Source organism: Photobacterium sanctipauli, assembly GCF_003026495.1.
In the GTDB taxonomy this organism is placed as follows: Bacteria; Pseudomonadota; Gammaproteobacteria; order Enterobacterales; family Vibrionaceae; genus Photobacterium; species Photobacterium sanctipauli.
Genome location: NZ_PYMA01000004.1, coordinates 41,710 through 60,769, shown reverse-complemented (window position 1 = coordinate 60,769; position 19,060 = coordinate 41,710). Strand labels below are relative to the sequence as shown.

Sequence of the window (19,060 nt, the reverse complement as noted above, 5' to 3'; positions counted from 1 at the left end):
AACTTCAAAGTACAAACCACTACGACAAAAACAAAAAAGGCCCAGCGCCTGCTGAGCCTTCATACTTTCCTGCCTTTACCGGCTCTCGAGCACATTTAACCTATGTTGAAGCACTTCTGTCACTTCTTTGATTGTGGCATCTTCGTGCAAATACTCACGAGCAAGAAACGGGATGATTGGCACCTTTGATTGCTTAGCGTAAACCACTTTTTTGTCGTGTTCTGCGTTGAGGTGATCTAACCAAATAATGACCCGTACCTTCTCTTGATCCAGTGCACTCCCTTTTCTTCGATTAATTTTATGACTAAATTTATCTGTCATTACGACCTCTGATAACAGCAAATTCAATCAATGTATACTATGTAGCCTGAAAAGAGATTAGCATTCCAAACGAAGCTTTTTCAGTAGATTCCTAATTTGCTATCAGGTCAGCCCCAACAGATCAAAGCTGTAATTGAGGCCAATGCTTACCGGATTCATCGGTATATACGGTGACGCGGTAACGCGCCGCATATGGCAAATCAATTCGTTGTAAATAAGTGGCATCTTCTGGCATTGATAGCAACTGGCGTAATAGCTGCTTCATTACGCCGGAATGCGTCACCAGCAAGATTCGCTTTCCATTGTAGGTATCGATAAGTGACTGCCATGCCTGCTGGATCCGACGGTCAAATTCGACGAGTGACTCCCCGCCATGTGGCGTAAACAGCCATGGGTTTTCCCAAAAGCGAGTCAGTTGCTCACCATGCTCTTGCCACAATGCTTGTTTGTCCTGACCGTCCCATTGACCAAAGTCGAGCTCTTGCCACTGTGGATCATTTTGAATTGGCAAAGCATATCGTGCCGAGAATGTGCTAGCAAAATACTGGCAACGATGAAGCGGGGATGTAACGACTTGCTCAATATCATCCAAGCCAGACACAGACTGGTTCATTTGCTCAAGGCCAACGTCGGTGATCGTAAAGTCGGTACTACCCCGCAAACAACCGTCACCTTCCGGTAACCCGTGGCGTAGTATATCAATACGGGTAGTCTTGCCTTGGCTCATATCAACCTCACCTGTTTACGTCTTTCAATACTTGTGGGAGACCCGCAGTAACAAAAGTGACTTTATCAACCTGCTGAGCAATAGCTTGGTGCAACCAGCCGCTTTCATCAACAAATCGGCGAGACATTTCTCCCATAGGGACAATACCCTGCCCAACTTCATTGCTGACCAAAATAATGTGACCGACAAAGTCATCAAGCGAGTTTAGCAATGCTTGCTTTTGGTTCGACCAATCAATATCAGCATCACGATCGAACAAACAATTGGTTAGCCACAGTGTAAGACAGTCGATCAACAAGCAATGATTGGGCTGGTTATATCGGGAAATCACAGTCGCCAGCGCTATAGGCTCCTCAACAACTAGCCACTCTGACGGGCGGTCTTGACGGTGCCGGGCGATACGCTCCGCCATTTCATCATCACCTGCAGTTGCCGTAGCAATATAAATAACCTGCTTGCCCGATTCACTTGCCGTTAGCTCAGCTAGCCGGCTCTTACCGGAACGCGCACCGCCGAGTATCAGCTCAGTCATTCCCTGCTGTTTTTGCTCGCTCAAAATCCCACCACTTTCAATAACCTACTAATCATTAATTAGATAGCTAGATATGTCTGTTTTACCCCATTGTAAGAGACTTTTATCGTACAACAAGAAATTTCATCAAGGATTTACCCTAGTTATCAATGAAATGTTAACTGAATATCGCTACTATCAATACCTTAACCAATGCTATGGACAGCAATTACTAAACCTAAGTCACTTCAATAAATAAGAACACCATTATGTTTCATATCACCCAACTTTGGCCTGACGGCCTCATCTGGTTATTCCTGTTCGCTGCGGTTGCAAGCTTATTTGTTCGCGAAAAGCTATGGCCATTTTTGCTCGGCGCGAGCTTAGCAACAGCCCTATTCTTTGACCGGTTATCTCTTGTTGCGCTCATTTACTCTTTGGCAGGTATTGGGGTTGGCTGGTACAGCAAGCAGGCTCAGACGAAATTAAAAACCTTATGCCACCTTGTTGTCATTCTGTGGTCGGTCACATTAGTCCTTCACTTCATACCGGGTTTTGGCAATTTGCAGGTCCTAGATAAAGTCGTCACTGGCCCAGATAGCCTGCCATTTACTCTCTACCTTAACCTGGATAAGCCGCTCATCATCTTCGCTCTGCTTTTGTTAGTACCGGATATGCTAGACACCAAAGCTTATCGGGCCAGTAGCCCTGGCTCTGGCTCTGGCTCTGGCTCTGGCTCTGGCTCTGGCTCTGGCACACGAATGGTAGTTAAACAAAGAGCAATACTGATTGGCATGTTCATCAGCCTGCCGTTTATTGCATGGGGCCTTGGTATCGTAAAGCCGGAGGTTTCCTTGCCACCGTGGCTTTGGATCTTTGTTCTTAATAACTTATTGCTTACATGCGTAGCGGAAGAAGTGCTCTTCCGTGGCTACTTGCAGCGCAAACTCAGCCAGAAGCTATCGCCTTGGCTAGCACTGGCGTTCACTAGTGCTCTATTTGGCCTTGCTCATATTGCCGGAGGTATCGCCTTCGTGGTTGTTGCCAGCCTCGCCGGCATCCTGTACGGCTTAACTTACCATTGGACAGGCAAGCTTTTCTGGGCTGTTATTGTTCACTTTGGTTTCAACCTACTACACCTTGTTGCTTTCACTTACCCAATGGCACGGCAACTGTAATTAGGGAAAATAACCAAAATAATTGAAATATGAACGAATTCTGAATATCTAGCTCATCAATAGTTCAGACCGGGTGTCGTTTAATAGCACCATCAACACAAGGAGACTGAATTATGATTAAGAACATCGTTACTGCTATTGCCGCTGCTGCTATTATTCTTCCAACTGCTGCCCTTGCTGGCGAACGCGACAAGGGCAACAGCATTAACTACTCAGGCCCAGTAGACACGGTAACAGTGGCAAGCCTGCTAGAAGATACCAGTATGTTCACTGAAAAAGATGCCGTTGTAGAAGGCCACCTTATCAAGCAGGTAAATGCTGATACGTTTATTTTCAGCGACGGTACTAAAGAGATCCAAGTTGAAATCGACGACGACATCCGTATGCCGCAAACCATCAACGCCGATACAAAAGTGCGCTTGTTTGGTGAGTATGAAGGTGGAAATACACCTGAGATTGAAGTTGATCGCATCCAGCTAATCTAAAGCTCAGCCCAATCAAACTGGTGAAATTTAGACCAACAATCAAGCCCTGTACGCAGGGCTTTCTATCATTGATACAAAGTGTTGCTATACATTCGGCTACACTTATTAGTCATTAGCACCGCTATTAACAACTATATTAATGAGGCAGATCACACCTCGGAGGTGCAACATTTGCAAACATTTCACGGTCTGTTTTTATAAGTAAGCGTGTTAAACTCGTGTTCAGCTGACGAGTTTTAAGCTCGCACCAGCGCGAATATAGGGGCCACAATGTCAGATCTTTTGTTTCATAAAACTTACCTTCACCCTACCAGCAAAGAATGGGTTGTCTTTGTCCATGGTGCCGGAGGAAGTTCTTCGATTTGGTTTAAACAAATCAAAGCTTACAAACAGCACTTCAATCTACTGCTGTTGGATTTAAGAGGACATGGCCGCTCAAACAACATGTTTCAGGACATGATGAAGAACCCATACACCTTCAAATCAGTCACTACCGACATCGTCCAAGTACTGAACCACCTTAAAATTCAATCTGCCCATTTTGTTGGTATTTCGCTTGGTACCATCATTATCCGAAACCTGGCTGAACTCGCACCAGAGCGCGTTAAAACAATGGTATTAGGCGGTGCGGTCACTCGCCTGGATGCCCGTTCGCAATTTCTCGTCCAAGCCGGCAACCTTTGCAAGCACATCATCCCATACATGTGGCTTTACGGGTTATTTGCCTATGTCGTCATGCCGCAAAAGACGCAAAAGGAATCTCGCCTTCTGTTTATCAACGAAGCGAAAAAGCTCTGCCAGAAAGAGTTTAAGCGTTGGTTTAAGCTTGCGGCTGACGTAAACCCGTTGATGAAGTACTTCAAAGAAAGGGACTTGCCAATCCCTACCCTTTACTTAATGGGTGGCAATGATTACATGTTCATCAAGCCGGTAAAAGAAATGGTCAGTAAGCATAAGCACAGTTACCTGACTGAATTCGACAACTGCGGTCATGTATGTAACGTTGAAAGGCCAGACGACTTCAACCAGCACTCTATCGAGTTTATCCAACGCCACCAGCAGATGGCAGCCTAGATTAAGCGCAAGAGTTTGCAAAAAAAGAAAGCAGCCAACTGGCTGCTTTTTTATGGCTTGATTTAACTACGCTAGCTATATAAGAACTAGTTTGCAAGCAGTTGGCGAGATAGGAAATCCCTTAACTTTTCAGTCACTAACCATGGTTGTTCTAGGTTACTAATATGGCCCGCATTAGGAATAATGAAATATTCACTTCCCGTAATGCCATCATGCATCAGCTGCGACTCAAGTACAGGCCTCACCTTATCTTGAGCACCTACCATAATTAGCGTCGGTAATGCGAACATTTCAGCCATCTCGAAGGTATCACGACGACCAAATACCATGCGGCCAGCTTGGGCTATGCCTGCCGCTTTGTCTGCATCAACGTTCGCAAGTACATGCTTGAAGTTGGCCAATTGTAGTTGCTTTTCTTCTGACTCAGCTTGCGAAAACTGAAGCTCGGCAAAAAAGTCGATAAATTCAGGCGTCAGTGCCTTGGCATTATCTGCCTGCTCCATCATGTTAAAGTATTTGGTATGAACAACTTCAGGCTCTAAGCCAACAAAGCTATCCAGTAGAACCAGTGACTGAACACGGGAAGGCGCTTTGATCACCACCTCTGTGGCCCACATTCCGCCTGAAGATAAGCCGACCAATGAAAACTGCTCAATATTCAGTGCGTCGAGCAAAGAAAGCACATCGCTGGCGTAATCGGCCAAAGTACGCGTTGTTGTTGGCGCGTTATCAGACTGACCGTGCGCCCAGAAGTCAGGTACGATACAGCGAAAAGATTGGCTCAAACTCTCAAGTTGTGGTGCCCACATCTGGCTATCCCACAAATAGCTATGACCCAATACCACCACTGGTCCTTCGCCAATATCAAGGTAATGCATGGTCTGCGTGCCAACGTTATGTGTTGCCATTCGCTTTATATCCTTTTGAATACGACTCAATGCTCGCCATTGTACTGACTGCCAAAACGCAAGTCACTTGGATATAACATAAAAAAACACCTGCCAATATTGGCAGGTGTTTTTATGTACCATTCTATTAAAAGAACGTCTTAGAAGAGCGCCTAAGAAAAGCCGTTATTCGGCTAACGATTTTTCTTCAATGACTTTGACACCCTGTTGGTAAAATACCCACGCAGTCACACCGGCAAACACGTTACCGACCATGGCACCAATAAACAGCCCTTCCAAACCAGCCAAGTAAGCACCAAGCCAAATCATGGGTAAGAAGCAAACAAACAGACGCAGGGCCGAAATAAACAATGCACGCATTGGCATAGCCAATGCGTTACACACTGACACCATCAACATACATATACCTAATGGCCCAAGGCTGATTGGCACCCAAAATAAATGAAGAGCCAGCACATCTTGTACTGCTGTTTCGCTTGCAAGCAACCCGGTTAATACTGGGGTTAGAACAAACAAGATCACCGCGATAACACACTGCCACACCAACACAAATCGCACAGCAATCTGAATCAGAGCGCGAATATTCTGCACCTCACCTCGACCAAGCATTCGACCCACCATCGGCGGCATCGACATAGTCAGAGCAAGCACTATCACGATAGAGAAAAACTCCAATCGAGAACCAAGCACCCACCCAGCAACAGCTGCTGCACCAAAGCTAGCAACCAATTTCGTTGCCAGCATTGACGATAATGGCGGAAGTAGTTGGCTCAGCATAGCTGGTGCCATGGTATTCCAAAGCTCTTTGATTGACTGAGTGACATCAAGGCCGCTCCAATCAAAAGTGAGCCAATGACGCTGCACCACCTTCGGGAAGACCGCCAGCATACCAATGCCAAAAGCAATCACGGTAGCCCAAGCTGCGCCCACCAAGCCCATATCAAGGGTAAAGATGAAAAGTGGATCCAATACCATATTCAAGATGCTGGTCACCACCATCATGATACCCGGAAGCATCGTATTGCCATTGGCGCGGCACAAACTGTATGCAAAATACAGCATCGCCCCTGTCCAAGAGCTCAATAACCATGCTGGCCAGTAGTCATCAATAATCGGATACACATCAGCAGGCGCACTTAACAATGACAGAATGGCACCACGAGTGACCCAAATCAGCATACAGATCGCAAAGACGCTAACCGCCCCTGTCACGACAACCAAACCACCAAGCTGCTTAGCCCGCTGACAATCCCCTTGCCCCAAAACTCGCGAGATCAATGAGGTCGTGGCGATACCAAGGCCAACCTGTAAACCGATGATGACCATTTGCATTGGCAGCGTGAAGCCTTGCGCAGCAAGTGGGGACACCCCTAGCTGACCAATGAAGGCACTGTCTACCAACTGGAAGCTTAACAGTGACAACACACCAAACAACATAGGCCATGTCATTTGATAAAGTTGACGTCCGAGGCTCGGCGAACCGGAAGCTGCCTCCATTTAAACCACCTTAGTTTTGGGCTTAAACCGTTACTAGCTTAACTAGGTTAGCTGGACGGTAGTAAACCGACTTAAGAACTTTACCCTGACGAATTAGCTTACCGCCAAGGTCTACATCTTTTGCACACTTCGCAATGATGAACGCGCCTTTTTGGCTGCCTACAATCTCAACACCTTGCTCTGCATAGTGTGCTTTGGTTTCTTCAAACTCTTGCTCGTTGCGACATACTTTGCTCATGTTGCTTGAATGCACTTCATCCCAGCAAGTAACAAAGTCGATATTCAAGCGTTGTGCAATTTGAAGCAGAAGATCAATCAGGTAGCTGATACCGATATTTGCTTCAACGGTTTTATCACCTAGGTGCACCAAGCGCCCCATCAATACATAAACTGAATCGACGATAGCATCAGCTTGCTCAACCAAAGAATCTGCTTCTGCCAATTCCGTCATTTCTTCAACTGCTAATGACGTGTGCAATGCATCTGCCTGCTCGTTCAAGGTTGATGGCGACTCGATATCCAGGTCAAAAGTACTACGGAATTCATGGATATCACGGTATAGGTGGTCAAACAACGCTTGATCTAAAACAGCCAACTTCATGCAATGTTCCTTGTAAGAAAAGTATTACTCGCTTAGCGATAGATACGCTAAGACCGACAAAAAAAATCAGTATCAGTCAACGACAGATACTGATCCTCTATCAACCTATAGTGGCTGATATTTTAAAAAGCAATTAGAACGCCTTCGGTGCAAAGCCCGTTACTTCTTTAATGCCCATGCTGCGGCCAAGCGCCGTCATTGGGTGGACAACAACCAGACCTTTCACTGATTTCTTCAGTTTGCCCATGTCTGCTTGTTCTGCTTTTGTTAGCGCACGCTTGAAAGGAAGCGATGTAACATCAGCGCCCTTTTTGCCAAGATCACGCTTTTGCTTGGTTTTCAGGCCATGGATCTTCTTATTGATATCTTCAATTTCTTGTTTCGCCTGACCAGCAATGGCTTGATCGCCACGATCGAGTGCTCCAGCCAGTTTACGACGCAGTTTGTCCAAACGGTTATTTGCTAGCTGAAGCTCTTGGTTTAAATTCATGCTGTTACCTTAAAATCAATCTACAACACATTAGGCAAAGCACGCCTAAAATGATTGTTCAACGCGTCAGTATATATCAAGAGGATAACTTTTGTAGTAAGAATTCAAAAAAATTCAGATAACTAACCTACCTCTTGGAATAGCTTGGTGATATCCCTCGATTAGACCAAACAAAAAAGCCACAAGTATGAAAACACACTTGTGGCCCAGTCTAGCTAATGTGGGATTTTAATCTAATGCCAATAGCTTATTTGCAAACTCTGCAAAACCATAGCCCCCTGGGTTATCCATCACCACACTTGGGTGGAATGCTAGGCGTTCCCAGTAATTGCGGATATTGGCCACACCCACACTTTTTGGCAAAATTTCGAACATGTACTGGTCATTCATTGAATCACCTACATAGCAGGCATGACGAACAATTTCCTCGTCAGTCAGCCCTTTCTCTTTCAAAAAGGCCGTTGCTGTCGCTTTTTTCGAATGCTCACCATACCAAGCATTAATATGGATTGAACTTGCCGTTGCGTGTGCACCAAGGGCATGAATCTTAGCCACAATTTCTTCGATAATCGCATCATCGACTTTCGGGCGGTTCTGGCCGATATCTATCGCAACTTCACACAAGCGGTAGGCTTGATCCAAAGTCAGTGACAAATCAGGATAGTCAGCCAAAATCTCCAGCACTTGCGCTTTTAATTTTGCTTGGTTGTCACGGATGGCTTCTAGCGGTGTGTCAGAACGCAAGGTCAAAAAACCACCTTTTTTCTCCATGATAACCGCACCGTTTTCACCCAGTACCGCATCAACAGGCCAAAGTTGTGCAATATGATCACACCAACCAGCACATGCCCCGGTTACCGCCAAGACTTTCTTGCCTGCATCACGCAAGGTTTGCAATGCAACCAATGTCTCTGGAGGCAGCTGGCCGTGCCATGTCAATGTGTCATCGACATCCGTTAATACCCAATCGACTTCTTTCCAGTCGCTGTTCAATTCATTGGTGATTGAATTCATCGTAAACCTCTATATTACGTCGCACAGTTTATGCCCCCTTCTTGCTATAACTTACTTGCTATAAACAAGAGGCCTTACTCTATAAACTGCGTGTTAAAGCAAATTCGGTAAAAACATCACCAAACTTTCAGAAAATGTAAGTAGCATTAGCACTGAGAACAGGGCCAATAACAACGGCAGCACTTCTCTAACAAAGTCAACCATCCTTACCTTGAGTATCGAGCAGACCGTAAACATCATGGAACCAAACGGCGGCGTTACGCCACCAATCATGATGTTAACGATCACAATGATACCGAAATGAACCGGGTTAACCCCCAAGTTCAATACAGCAGGCAGTAGCAGCGGTGTCAGGATAATCATGGCTGCACCACCCTCAATGAACATACCGACCACGAGCAGCAGCACATTAATCAGCAATAACAGAAGTAGCTTATTATCGGTAAGCTCAATCAAGGCTGATGCAACGTTATGCGGGATCTGCTCAAGGGTCATGTAGTAACCAAAAACCATTGCACCGATAATGATGAACATAACACTACTTGTGCCTTGCACGGTTTCACGCATGATCATAGGTAGGTGGCGCAGCTCCAACTGACGGTAAACAAATACGCCAATAATGGTACACAGAAGTACCGCAATCGCACCGGCTTCGGTCGGAGTGAACAATCCAAAACGCATACCAAGAATGATCCCGAACGGAATAAGCAACGCAGGAATCGCCTTCAAGAAAGCAACCCAACGCTCGCCAGCAGATGCAGGTTCAGTACGCGATGGCTTGTAATTACGCTTACGGGCAATAAACGCAATGGTTATCATCAAAGACGCTGCCATCAAGAAGGCAGGTACATAACCGGCAATAAACATCTGATGTACAGATACGTTAGCCAGCAGAGCAAAAATAATCAGGTTAATGCCAGGAGGAATAACAGGGCTGATGCTCGACGATGCGGCGGTAACGGCTGCGGTAAACGGCAAGTCGTAACCACGCTTGGTCATTTCTGGTGCCAAGATCTTAGACTGCATAGCAGCATCCGCATTGGCCGAACCAGATATCCCGCCCATTAATGTACTCAGTGCCACGTTGACCTGAGCTAAACCACCGGTGCGATGGCCGATAATGGCATCAGCGAAAGCCAACAGGCTCCGGCTTATCCCCGCGTAGTTCATGACCGATCCAACCATGATAAAAAATGGGATGGCAAGTAACGGAAACGACTCAGCTGAACTGATGAAGCGTTGCATCACCAAGCTCACAGGGATCGAGTTATTCAAAAATAAGAAATACACCATTGAAGATGCAATCAAAGAAAAAGCGATAGGTATGTTCAGCAGGAACAGAACAAAAAGAATAATGATTGGTAGATAGCTTTCCATGAACACACCTAATTAATGTGGGCGCTTAAGCGCTGCGACGTCATCTGCAATGAACTTGACGGTGTGAATGGCCATCAGCACGAAGCATAAGAACAGCACACCATTAATGGTGAAATAAGACATCCCCATAACCGGAGTGACTTTGTTTGACAGCATCATGTATTGGTAGCTCAATACCGCCATCAGAATATTTAGCCCAAGAAGGAATACCGATACGGCCAATTTAAAAGGACGTTTGGCTTTCTTTGGCAACATGGCAACAACCACGTCGACGCCCATATGCAGCTTATGCTTATAGCAAGAACTGATGCCCAGGTACACTGCCCAAATAAAGCAGATCACCGACAGTTCTTCACTCCACGGCACAACAAAACCAAACCCGTAGCGCAGCACAACATTGACAATCACAACCAGCACAGTGATCGAGATAGCAATAGAGGCTAAGATTTCTTCAATATTCTTCAGAAAAAACACGTTATTTCTCCAATGAAATGCCTCCAGCACAGAGGTACTAGAGGCAATTCATGAAACTCTGGCCCAAACCGTGCAGTTAAAACCAGAAGTTAAAAGGTATTACTGAGCAGCACGAATGGTTTCTAGTTCATTCATGATAGTCGCGTGGATACCTTCGCTCCACGTTGGGAACTGGTTGTACACATCAGCAGTTAGCTTGTTGAATTCTTCAGCGTTCACTTCATTAAACGTCACACCTAGCTCTTCAAGCTTCTGGGTGTATTCCGCATCTAGCTTAACAAGCTCAGAAGTATTTGATTCAACGCCCGCCTCAAGCTCTTCGTTGATGATCTGCTGTTGCTCAGGAGTGAACTTATCCCACACACTTGGTGAAATGTAGATACCTACCGAGCCTAGGAAGTGCTTGGTTAGCGACATGTTCTTCGCCACTTCGTAGATCTTGGTTGAGTACATAGTCAGGATAGAACCCTCAAGACCATCTACGACACCCTGCTGAACACCGGCATAAGTTTCTGGGAATGGTAGCGATGCAGGTGCCGCACCCATGGCTGATAGTGTACTGATAAATAGCTGGCTTTGAGGAACGCGGATGCGCATGCCTTTCATGTCTTCAGAGTTCACGATCTCTTTGTTTGTGATCATGTGGCGGAAACCAAACATGTAGTCAGCATTCAGTACTTTGATGCCCTTCTCTTCAGCTTGGTCTTTCAAGCCCGCAACGAACTCAGTGTCCATCATTGCTAGGTATTCGTCATAGGTGTTGTAAAGCATCGGGCCAGCAAGTGCAGCGAAGTCTGGCACGTAATCGCCTAGGTAAGTCAAATCTTCGACTGCAATCCAGTTGGCACCGTTAACAACCTGCTCTAGATTGTCTTTGTAAACAGGTAGCTGGCCACCAGGGAAAACTTTAATGTTCACACCACCGTCGGTACGCTCACGGATCTTGTCCGTGACCTTTATCAGCTCTTGAGTTAGCAACTCATTCTGAGTGAAGACTAAACTCATATTAATATCGATGGGCTCAACCGCCGCAGCCTCTGAGGTGCCCTTATCAGCTTCACCACAACCCACAAGCAGCGCAGTCGCTGTAAGTACCGTACCTAGTAGCTTTTTCATATCAAATCACCTTAAATTCATTTTCATTGGTGGTATTAAGATGGCGAGCAGTATGTCGCCGAAATATGACACTCATATGAACATTACAAACAACAAAGTGAAAATACCTATATTTTTTGCTCGCTTTTGTGATGATCCACCTAATTTTAGCAAGCAGTTGTTATTTTCGCTTATACAATATAAAGATGACTTTGGTGTAATACTTCTGTAATACACTGGTATTAACGTTACTCACACTTTCAAATGAACATAGACGAGAATATTTATGCTTACTGGTCACCGCGGTGCCGCGCTATTAGCCCCTGAAAATACCCTTGCAGGCATTGAAGCTGCTGCGAAAGCGGGAGTGAACTGGGTTGAAATTGATACTCAGCTGAGCGCGGATAAAGTGCCAGTTGTTATTCACGACAAGACCGTCAACCGCACATCAAACGGCAAAGGTAAGGTTGGTGAGATGTCAGTTGAAGAGTTGAAGGCTGTCGACGTGGGCAGCTGGTTCAGCGAAGACTTCGCCGGTGAGACAATCCCAACCTTGGCCGAAGCGCTAGAAACCTGCCTTCGCCTGGACCTCACTCTAAACCTAGAGCTCAAAATCCATAACGATGTGGAAGCGATTCCCTTGGTGGAACATGTTGTTAAGCTTATCAAAACGACCCAGTTTCCAATCGATAAGCTATTACTTTCAAGCTTCAATAAAAACGCCCTACTGCACTGCCAAACGCTAATACCAGAAGTACGACGCGGTTTTATTTGTGAAGTTTGGAATGATTTCAGCCTTGATTCTCTAGTCGCGCTGGAGCTTTTCAGTGTTCATATGGACCACAACATCCTAACGCCAGAGATTGCACAGAGCATTAAGCAAGAAGAGCTAACGTTGATGATTTGGACGTTGAACCAGCCTGAAAAAGCACAACACTTCAAAGAAATGGGTGTCGACAATATCATCACCGATAACCCAGATTCGTTTGACTAAATCTACTGAGTGTTTTATTTACAGCGCCACTAGAATGAAAACGGATACCCCATGGAACTGAACCACCGTCAAAAGCAGATCCTCGCCACGCTAAAAGCCAATGAGGATGTACAAATTGATCATCTTGCTGAATTGTTTTCTGTTACAACCCAAACCATTCGACGAGATGTTAATCAGCTTTGCGAGCAAGGATTAGCTCGCCGTGTTCATGGTGGCGTCAGCTTACCTGCAACATTAACCAATACCAGCTACCTATTCCGCTCTGAAGTCGAATCGACAGCAAAAACAACCATTGCCGAGGCTGTCGCGCACAGTATCCCAGATGGATCCACCATAATGATGGGAATTGGTACCACAGTGACCAAAATTGCCCAGCACCTACTGGGGAAAACGTCACTTCGTGTTATCACCAACAACCTGCAAGTTGCTAAGATCTTAGAGGCTAACAAGCATATCGAAGTGTATCTGGCAGGTGGCCTTATGCGCCGTGAACACCAGGATATCATGGGCAGTAGCGCCATTGATTACCTTGGCGGGTTTGAAGCCGATATCGGCATTTGTGGCTGCGGCTCTGTTACCGAAAGCCATCACGCGATGGAGCATGAGTCGCTTGAAGCGGATCTGTCGCAAGCCATTATCGCAAATTCACGCCAAACTTGGTTGGTTGCCGATGCCAGCAAGTGGTCCAGGTTTGCAGCAGTGAAAGTCGCCCCTCTCGCAAGCTTTGATCGGATCTACACCAACAAATGCAGTCTACCGGGCGATTTGAACATCCATTTGCTGCAAGATGAATAACTTACCAAGGAGTTACTTGGAAAATACGTGCTAATTCGTACGAAAATTATACGATTATTCTAAAATAGTCCACACATCTTAAGCTTATTGCACTATAATCACCGACCGTAATTTTGGTCAGGCTAAGCCGTCTGCTTTAGGAAATAAGAATGTCATTTGCATCACAAAACTTTTCTCAAGAAATTGTGCGCGCACTCGATGAGTGTGGCTACGAGAAATTAACGCCAATTCAGCAACAAGCGATCCCACACGCGCGTCGCGGAAACGATATTCTTGCCAATGCCCAGACAGGTACGGGTAAAACCGCGGCTTTCTCTTTGCCGATTATCCAGCAGATACTTGATAAGCCAAAAGCCGCGAGCCGTTTTAATATTCGCGCGCTTATCCTTGCACCAACACGCGAACTGGCCGCGCAGATTGCCAAGAACATCGAAGACTACACCAAGTACACTGATATCAAAGTGGCTGCGATTTATGGCGGCACCAAGATGGGTACCCAAGAGAAGAAGCTAGAACAGGGTCTTGATATTCTTGTTGCGACACCTGGACGTCTGCTTGAGCACATGGAACTAAGCAACGTATCACTCGCTAACCTTGAGTTTCTCGTTTTCGATGAAGCTGACCGTATGCTTGATATGGGCTTCATTTCTGATATCCGCCTGATCATGGGTGATGTGCGTAGCCAGCCGCAAACCATGCTGTTCTCGGCCACGACATCAAGCCAAATGAATAAGCTAGCAAGCGAAATCCTACGCAAGCCTAAGCGCATTTCTGCAAGCACTGAAAACGCAACGGCAGATACGGTTGCTCACGTGGTGTACCCTGTTGATGAAGATCGCAAACGCGAGTTACTCTCTGAACTGATCGGTAAGAAAAACTGGCAACAAGTGCTGGTGTTTGTGAATTACAAAGAAACTGCTAACGAGCTGGTAAAAGAGCTAAAACTTGACGGTATCAAGGCTGTGCTTTGCCACGGTGACAAAGCGCAAAGTGCCCGCCGTCGTGCCCTTGATGAGTTCAAAGAAGGCAAGGCGCGTGTAATGGTCGCTACCGAAGTTGCCGCACGTGGCCTAGACATTCAAGGACTGCCGCACGTTGTTAACTACGATATGCCGTTCCTAGCAGAAGACTATGTACACCGTATTGGTCGTACCGGCCGTGCAGGTATGCAAGGCCACGCGGTGTCTTTCGTTAGCCGCGAAGAAGAGCTAACACTTGTGCAGATTGAAAAGCTTATCAAGCAGCGTATTCGCCGAATTCAGCTTGCAGGCTATGAGCCAAAGAGCCGCGATGCCCTACTTGAGAAAATGCACTCGAAACCTGCATTCAAAGACCGCCGTGGTCGCACTAACAACCCAACGGCTCAATCAGATGCGGAACGCCGTGCACGACTACGCCGCGCGGTACTGAACAAGTCTCGTATCACTAAGCTGAAGAAATAATTTTCAGCTAACTTGTTAATAACAAAAAGGGAAGCAGCCGCTTCCCTTTTTTATATCTCATATAATTCATAACCGTTAAGACAAATAGTGTTTCAGTGCCTTGCCCGGTATTGAGCTTTCAGTCTCAACGGCAAACGATGCCCACTTTGCGCCATCTGCCATTGCTTGCTCAATCGTTTTGTTATTGAGTAGGCCATTGATTAGGCCAGATGCAAATGCATCCCCGGCGCCGGTTGTATCAACAACATTGGCCGCACAGGCAGGTACAAAAGATTCACCATCGGCGCAATAAGCCGTCGCCCCCTTCTCGCCATCCGTCACAATGAAATACTGTAGGTTTGAGCCAGCGATGCTTTGTGCATACTGCCAAGGTAATTGGCTTGTTCTGCCCGCTAAGTCCGACGATGAGGTTATCAATACATGGCAAGGTCTAGCGCAATCTGTTTTTGGTAGTTGAGCCACGACCAGCGAATGCCGGATAGCGACTTCCGACCATGTTGAAATACCGTCAGCAGAAGAATTAACGTAGAGTGCATCCCATTTAGAAAAGTCTGGGCATTCACCCAGCACGAAATCCGGACGTGCCGGACGAATAATGGTTCGTTCGCCATCAGGCGTCATCAACAACATCAGCTCCGGTGTCGCAATATCGTTACGTTGTAACAAACTACAATTTAGCCCCTGAAGACTCGCTTCGGCCAGTAACCAATCTGCAGTTTCATCACGCCCTATTTGGCTGACTAATGCAACATTATGCCCAGCCCATACCAGCCCGAGCCCTGTGTTTGCTCCACCACCGCCAAGGCGACGCCCTTTGTCTTGATAATGGTGTCGACCACCAGCTTCGAGTAACTCTTCTAGTTGCAATACGCGATCACAATTGAGATTCGCAAGTAGCATGATGTTGGCCAATGGCTTTCTCCCTTCTATGCCTTTTAGAAACAAAAAGGCTATAACTCATTCAAGTTATAGCCTTTCTATTTGTAAAATACTACCAAGATAAAGACCGGCTTTATACTCGGTAGTATTTCATCATTATTGATAGTCTTTAAATGGGTTCTCTTGAACCAGCGGGATCTGCTTAGCAAACTCCGAAAGGGATACCGCATCTTGTGAAATCGCTACAGATGTCTCATCCATCATGCTCTCACCAAAGTGGTAGCGAATATGCTCCTCGCCAGAACACGCTGCTTTATCATTCGCATCAGCCACTTTCTGCACCTGATCGTTACGCGCCTGATAAGCAGAAATGGCTTCTGTACCATATTTATTGGTAAGCATCGCCATGGTTTGCTGAGGCGAAAGTACTAAGCCCGAGGCATTGTTACCACCGAAGCCTTTCGCGTTTAGAATAACCGCTTTGTAAGCTTCACCCTTTTCACCAGCAAAAGCATGCTCAGTCAAAATGTTCAAATTAGATTGGTGTACGTCATCGGCAATATGGTCAATCGTTTGTATACCCGGGATCCAACCGTACTTCCACACGCCTAGCGATGCAATCAGCTGATCACCTGGGGCAGTACTCATTGAGTGACCGAGGTAAGATTTCACCGCTGTAACCGGCCAGTTCTCGATATCGAATGTTTTCGCAACTTCATTCAGAATATGGCTCTCAGTCACTCGGTTTTGTGGTGTACCCGTACCGTGCGCTTGAACATAAGTCTGCTTGACGCCATCTTTACCAAGAATCGCTTGTGCCAGTGCTGTTGCTTTAGCCACCGTGACATAGTTACCAACACCAGGTGCAGAAATCGACTTTTTGTTGGCATCGGCATTAATGAATACATCAGCAACCGAACCATAAACCGTTGCACCCAATTCTAGTGCCAACTCATCATCCATTAGCACCACAAATTGTGCCGATTCCGCCATGGTAAAGCCGGCATTTGACGAGAAAGGACGACATGCACGGCGGTTGTCGACAACATCACTGCCATCAAGCGCTTTTAGTTGCTCATCTTCCGCCAAGGCACCCATCACCCGGAAACCTTCCATAATTTCAGAAACAACCGGGGCTTCAGCATTACCAATAATGGCAACTTTGGAGTGACCTTGCTGGATATCGTTCATACCCTGACGCAGGTTGTAAAGGAACGTAGCACACGCGCCCATATTGGTGCCCGTGGTACCAATGCTATTAATAACATAACCATTGATGAAGTCAGCTGGCATTTCAGCCAATGACAGTGCCATCATCTTTGTGCTTACTCGCCCACCGGTTAACGGTGCAGCCAGCATACCCGAAAGCGATTGGTCATCAACTTGAGCCAGTGCACTGCCCGCGTAAACAGAAACTTGATCCGGCTCGATATGGTTTAAGACTTCGTCCCAATCAAGACCCATTGAGTTAAGTGCATCAGATGCACCGTACACGGTCATTTTCAATCCACGTGGGTGGAAACGTGAATTATAAAGTTTACCTGGATCGAAGCCACGAGGGATATTACCGCCACTGGTTACAGGAAATGCAACACGATCTTCGAGCAACGCATTGAGTTCGCCAGTCACCGTAATCTTGACCTTGCTACCCTGCTCTTCAACCTGCCAGTTTTCAGGGATACGCGTAGGTAGCTTGGATTTACGTAGCGAGAATGAGATCTGCTCTTGTTCACTCTCGCTCTTTAGTGTTGCTTTGTATTGATATAGCAATTGATCAGGATTGAATGATTCAATACGACGAACCAGCGTACCCGCTTTAATCGCTTCGATAACTTCGGCATCCACGGCTAAGCCATCTGACAGCCCCATACGCTGAGCGAGATCCTGCCATGTTGACTGCATGTCTGCTTCAGGCAGTACATCGGACACCATACGCTTATAGCTGTGAAAGCCAGAACTACGACCAGCAGCATTAATTCCACCAAAGCCGACAATTAAAGGTAACTTTGTCATCCTAAACCTACATCAATACTTTTGAGACGGTTAGGTTAACAATTTACACTGTTCAATCACTATGTATTTGTGCCATTATCACTGCCATATATGCCAATTCATCGTAATCATTATCATTTTGGTGATAATTCGTACAACAGGAACTAACGAATGAACGTCGGATTTCTTCTTTATGATCGGGCACTTATCACAGGCGTCTCATTAGCAGCAGAAATGTTGAGTAGCGCCGCTAGCCTTCGTCCTCGCCAGGAGCAAAGGGAATCCCCATTCGACATTAAGTTGATCGCCCCAACGCTGGCACCTACAAAAGTGACGGCGGGGATCAAGATCCAACCTGATATGACTTACGATGATGACGAACCGGCCTTTGACATCCTCATCTTACCGCCAATGTGGGGAAACCCGTTGCAATCAGTCCGCCGTTCAACGTTTATCGTGCCATGGCTAAAAGCACAATATCAGAAAGGGGCTAAATTGATGGCAACAGGGACTGGGGTAATATGGCTGGCAGAAACAGGCTTACTCGATCACCAAGTTGCAACCACACATTGGTATTACTTCGATAACTTCAGTAGCCGCTACCCTAATGTGCAGCTAAATCGTCAAGCTTCTATCACTGCCGCGAACGATATTTACTGTACCACCAGTATTAACTCGCAATCTGAAATGGTGCTTTACCTGATCGCGGAGTACTTTGGCCAGAAGACAGCCAACACGATTGAGACCCATTTTGGTCATGAGATCTCGAAGTCTAACCAACAGCCCTTCTATCAAATTGGTGGGCAACTGCAATTCGACGAATCTATTGCACTTGCTCAAGATTGGATGAAACGAAACTTATCGCAGCCAATTACAGCACAAGCTGTCGCGGATCACTGTGAATTACCACTTCGTACCTTCAACCGTAAATTCAAAGATCAAGTTGGTGAAACCCCGCATCAGTTCTTGCAGCGATTACGGATGGACACCGCACAACAGCTACTCCGCGATTTTGGTATGTCGATACAAGATGTGGCAGAGCAAGTGGGTTATAAAGATGCCCATCACTTTTCCACCCGTTTTCAGAAACAGTTGAATGTTAGCCCTACTGAGTACCGACGGATGGTAAAAACAAAAATCTACAATCCTTAACAGTGCCGCTCGCAATGATGGACACTAAAATCTTTTTGTTGCTGTAATGATACA

At 46.2% G+C, this 19,060-nt stretch carries 20 protein-coding genes; 7 read left to right on the top strand and 13 right to left on the bottom strand.

Translation table 11 applies throughout. The annotated features are described in order from the left end of the window. Nucleotides 1–75 precede the first annotated feature (75 nt). From C9I98_RS08760 to cobU, 3 genes are all read right to left on the bottom strand, one after another. Nucleotides 76–321, bottom strand: a complete 246-nt coding sequence (locus tag C9I98_RS08760) for a hypothetical protein (protein ID WP_036817418.1) — start codon at nt 319–321, stop codon at nt 76–78. A 121-nt stretch (nt 322–442) separates the two neighbouring features. Beyond that, nucleotides 443–1,048: a histidine phosphatase family protein gene (locus C9I98_RS08755; protein WP_036817420.1), complete on the bottom strand. Its 606-nt coding sequence runs from the start codon at nt 1,046–1,048 to the stop codon at nt 443–445. Between the two features lie 7 nt (nt 1,049–1,055). Next, entirely contained in the window at nt 1,056–1,580 is a 525-nt protein-coding gene (gene cobU, locus C9I98_RS08750) for a bifunctional adenosylcobinamide kinase/adenosylcobinamide-phosphate guanylyltransferase (RefSeq protein ID WP_036817422.1), read from the bottom strand. A gap of 248 nt (nt 1,581–1,828) precedes the next feature. Between cobU and C9I98_RS08745 the strand changes: the two genes are divergently transcribed. From C9I98_RS08745 to C9I98_RS08735, 3 genes are all read left to right on the top strand, one after another. After that, the gene (locus C9I98_RS08745; protein WP_036817424.1) at nt 1,829–2,737 is read left to right on the top strand and encodes a CPBP family intramembrane glutamic endopeptidase; all 909 of its coding nucleotides are present in this window, start codon (nt 1,829–1,831) and stop codon (nt 2,735–2,737) included. A gap of 116 nt (nt 2,738–2,853) precedes the next feature. Continuing rightward, complete coding sequence (locus C9I98_RS08740; RefSeq protein WP_036817430.1) at nt 2,854–3,222, top strand: YgiW/YdeI family stress tolerance OB fold protein; 369 nt, start codon at nt 2,854–2,856, stop codon at nt 3,220–3,222. A 270-nt stretch (nt 3,223–3,492) separates the two neighbouring features. After that, a complete protein-coding gene (locus tag C9I98_RS08735; RefSeq protein WP_107271868.1) occupies nt 3,493–4,296 on the top strand; it encodes an alpha/beta fold hydrolase in 804 nt (267 codons plus the stop codon). 86 nt (nt 4,297–4,382) lie between these two features. On the opposite strand, the gene C9I98_RS08730 is transcribed toward C9I98_RS08735, so the two are convergent. The 8 genes from C9I98_RS08730 to C9I98_RS08695 all read right to left on the bottom strand — a co-directional run bounded on the left by C9I98_RS08730 (nt 4,383) and on the right by C9I98_RS08695 (nt 11,773). Further along, nucleotides 4,383–5,204, bottom strand: coding sequence for an alpha/beta fold hydrolase (locus C9I98_RS08730; RefSeq protein WP_107271867.1), 822 nt, complete (start codon nt 5,202–5,204; stop codon nt 4,383–4,385). Nucleotides 5,205–5,369: 165 nt separating this feature from the next. Then, nucleotides 5,370–6,701, bottom strand: coding sequence for an MATE family efflux transporter (locus C9I98_RS08725; RefSeq protein WP_036830987.1), 1,332 nt, complete (start codon nt 6,699–6,701; stop codon nt 5,370–5,372). A gap of 22 nt (nt 6,702–6,723) precedes the next feature. Continuing rightward, entirely contained in the window at nt 6,724–7,302 is a 579-nt protein-coding gene (locus C9I98_RS08720) for a nucleoside triphosphate pyrophosphohydrolase family protein (protein WP_036830985.1), read from the bottom strand. Nucleotides 7,303–7,435: 133 nt separating this feature from the next. Then, on the bottom strand, nt 7,436–7,792 hold the full coding sequence (locus tag C9I98_RS08715; protein WP_036830983.1) for a YibL family ribosome-associated protein: 357 nt from the start codon (nt 7,790–7,792) through the stop codon (nt 7,436–7,438). A gap of 228 nt (nt 7,793–8,020) precedes the next feature. After that, a complete protein-coding gene (locus C9I98_RS08710) occupies nt 8,021–8,806 on the bottom strand; it encodes an HAD-IIB family hydrolase (protein WP_036830981.1) in 786 nt (261 codons plus the stop codon). Between the two features lie 93 nt (nt 8,807–8,899). After that, nucleotides 8,900–10,183, bottom strand: a complete 1,284-nt coding sequence (locus C9I98_RS08705) for a TRAP transporter large permease (RefSeq protein ID WP_036830979.1) — start codon at nt 10,181–10,183, stop codon at nt 8,900–8,902. A 12-nt stretch (nt 10,184–10,195) separates the two neighbouring features. Continuing rightward, nucleotides 10,196–10,657: a TRAP transporter small permease gene (locus C9I98_RS08700; protein WP_036830978.1), complete on the bottom strand. Its 462-nt coding sequence runs from the start codon at nt 10,655–10,657 to the stop codon at nt 10,196–10,198. A gap of 99 nt (nt 10,658–10,756) precedes the next feature. Beyond that, nucleotides 10,757–11,773: a C4-dicarboxylate TRAP transporter substrate-binding protein gene (locus C9I98_RS08695; RefSeq protein WP_036830977.1), complete on the bottom strand. Its 1,017-nt coding sequence runs from the start codon at nt 11,771–11,773 to the stop codon at nt 10,757–10,759. Nucleotides 11,774–12,038: 265 nt separating this feature from the next. Between C9I98_RS08695 and C9I98_RS08690 the strand changes: the two genes are divergently transcribed. The 3 genes from C9I98_RS08690 to C9I98_RS08680 all read left to right on the top strand — a co-directional run bounded on the left by C9I98_RS08690 (nt 12,039) and on the right by C9I98_RS08680 (nt 14,983). Continuing rightward, the gene (locus C9I98_RS08690) at nt 12,039–12,746 is read left to right on the top strand and encodes a glycerophosphodiester phosphodiesterase family protein (RefSeq protein ID WP_036830976.1); all 708 of its coding nucleotides are present in this window, start codon (nt 12,039–12,041) and stop codon (nt 12,744–12,746) included. A 51-nt stretch (nt 12,747–12,797) separates the two neighbouring features. After that, nucleotides 12,798–13,541 carry a DeoR/GlpR family DNA-binding transcription regulator gene (locus C9I98_RS08685; RefSeq protein WP_036830975.1) on the top strand — a complete coding sequence of 248 codons (744 nt, stop codon included), beginning with the start codon at nt 12,798–12,800 and terminating at the stop codon, nt 13,539–13,541. Nucleotides 13,542–13,690: 149 nt separating this feature from the next. Then, nucleotides 13,691–14,983 (top strand): DEAD/DEAH box helicase, encoded by a 1,293-nt coding sequence (locus C9I98_RS08680; protein ID WP_107271866.1) that lies wholly within the window; start codon nt 13,691–13,693, stop codon nt 14,981–14,983. Nucleotides 14,984–15,058: 75 nt separating this feature from the next. Here the strand turns inward: C9I98_RS08680 and C9I98_RS08675 are convergent, their stop codons facing one another. Beyond that, complete coding sequence (locus C9I98_RS08675; protein WP_245907118.1) at nt 15,059–15,883, bottom strand: PfkB family carbohydrate kinase; 825 nt, start codon at nt 15,881–15,883, stop codon at nt 15,059–15,061. A gap of 135 nt (nt 15,884–16,018) precedes the next feature. Beyond that, a complete protein-coding gene (locus tag C9I98_RS08670) occupies nt 16,019–17,875 on the bottom strand; it encodes a beta-ketoacyl synthase (protein ID WP_036826432.1) in 1,857 nt (618 codons plus the stop codon). A 150-nt stretch (nt 17,876–18,025) separates the two neighbouring features. On the opposite strand from C9I98_RS08670, the gene C9I98_RS08665 reads away from it, so the two are divergent. Then, a complete protein-coding gene (locus tag C9I98_RS08665) occupies nt 18,026–19,006 on the top strand; it encodes a GlxA family transcriptional regulator (protein WP_036826433.1) in 981 nt (326 codons plus the stop codon). The last annotated feature ends 54 nt before the right edge of the window (nt 19,007–19,060 follow it).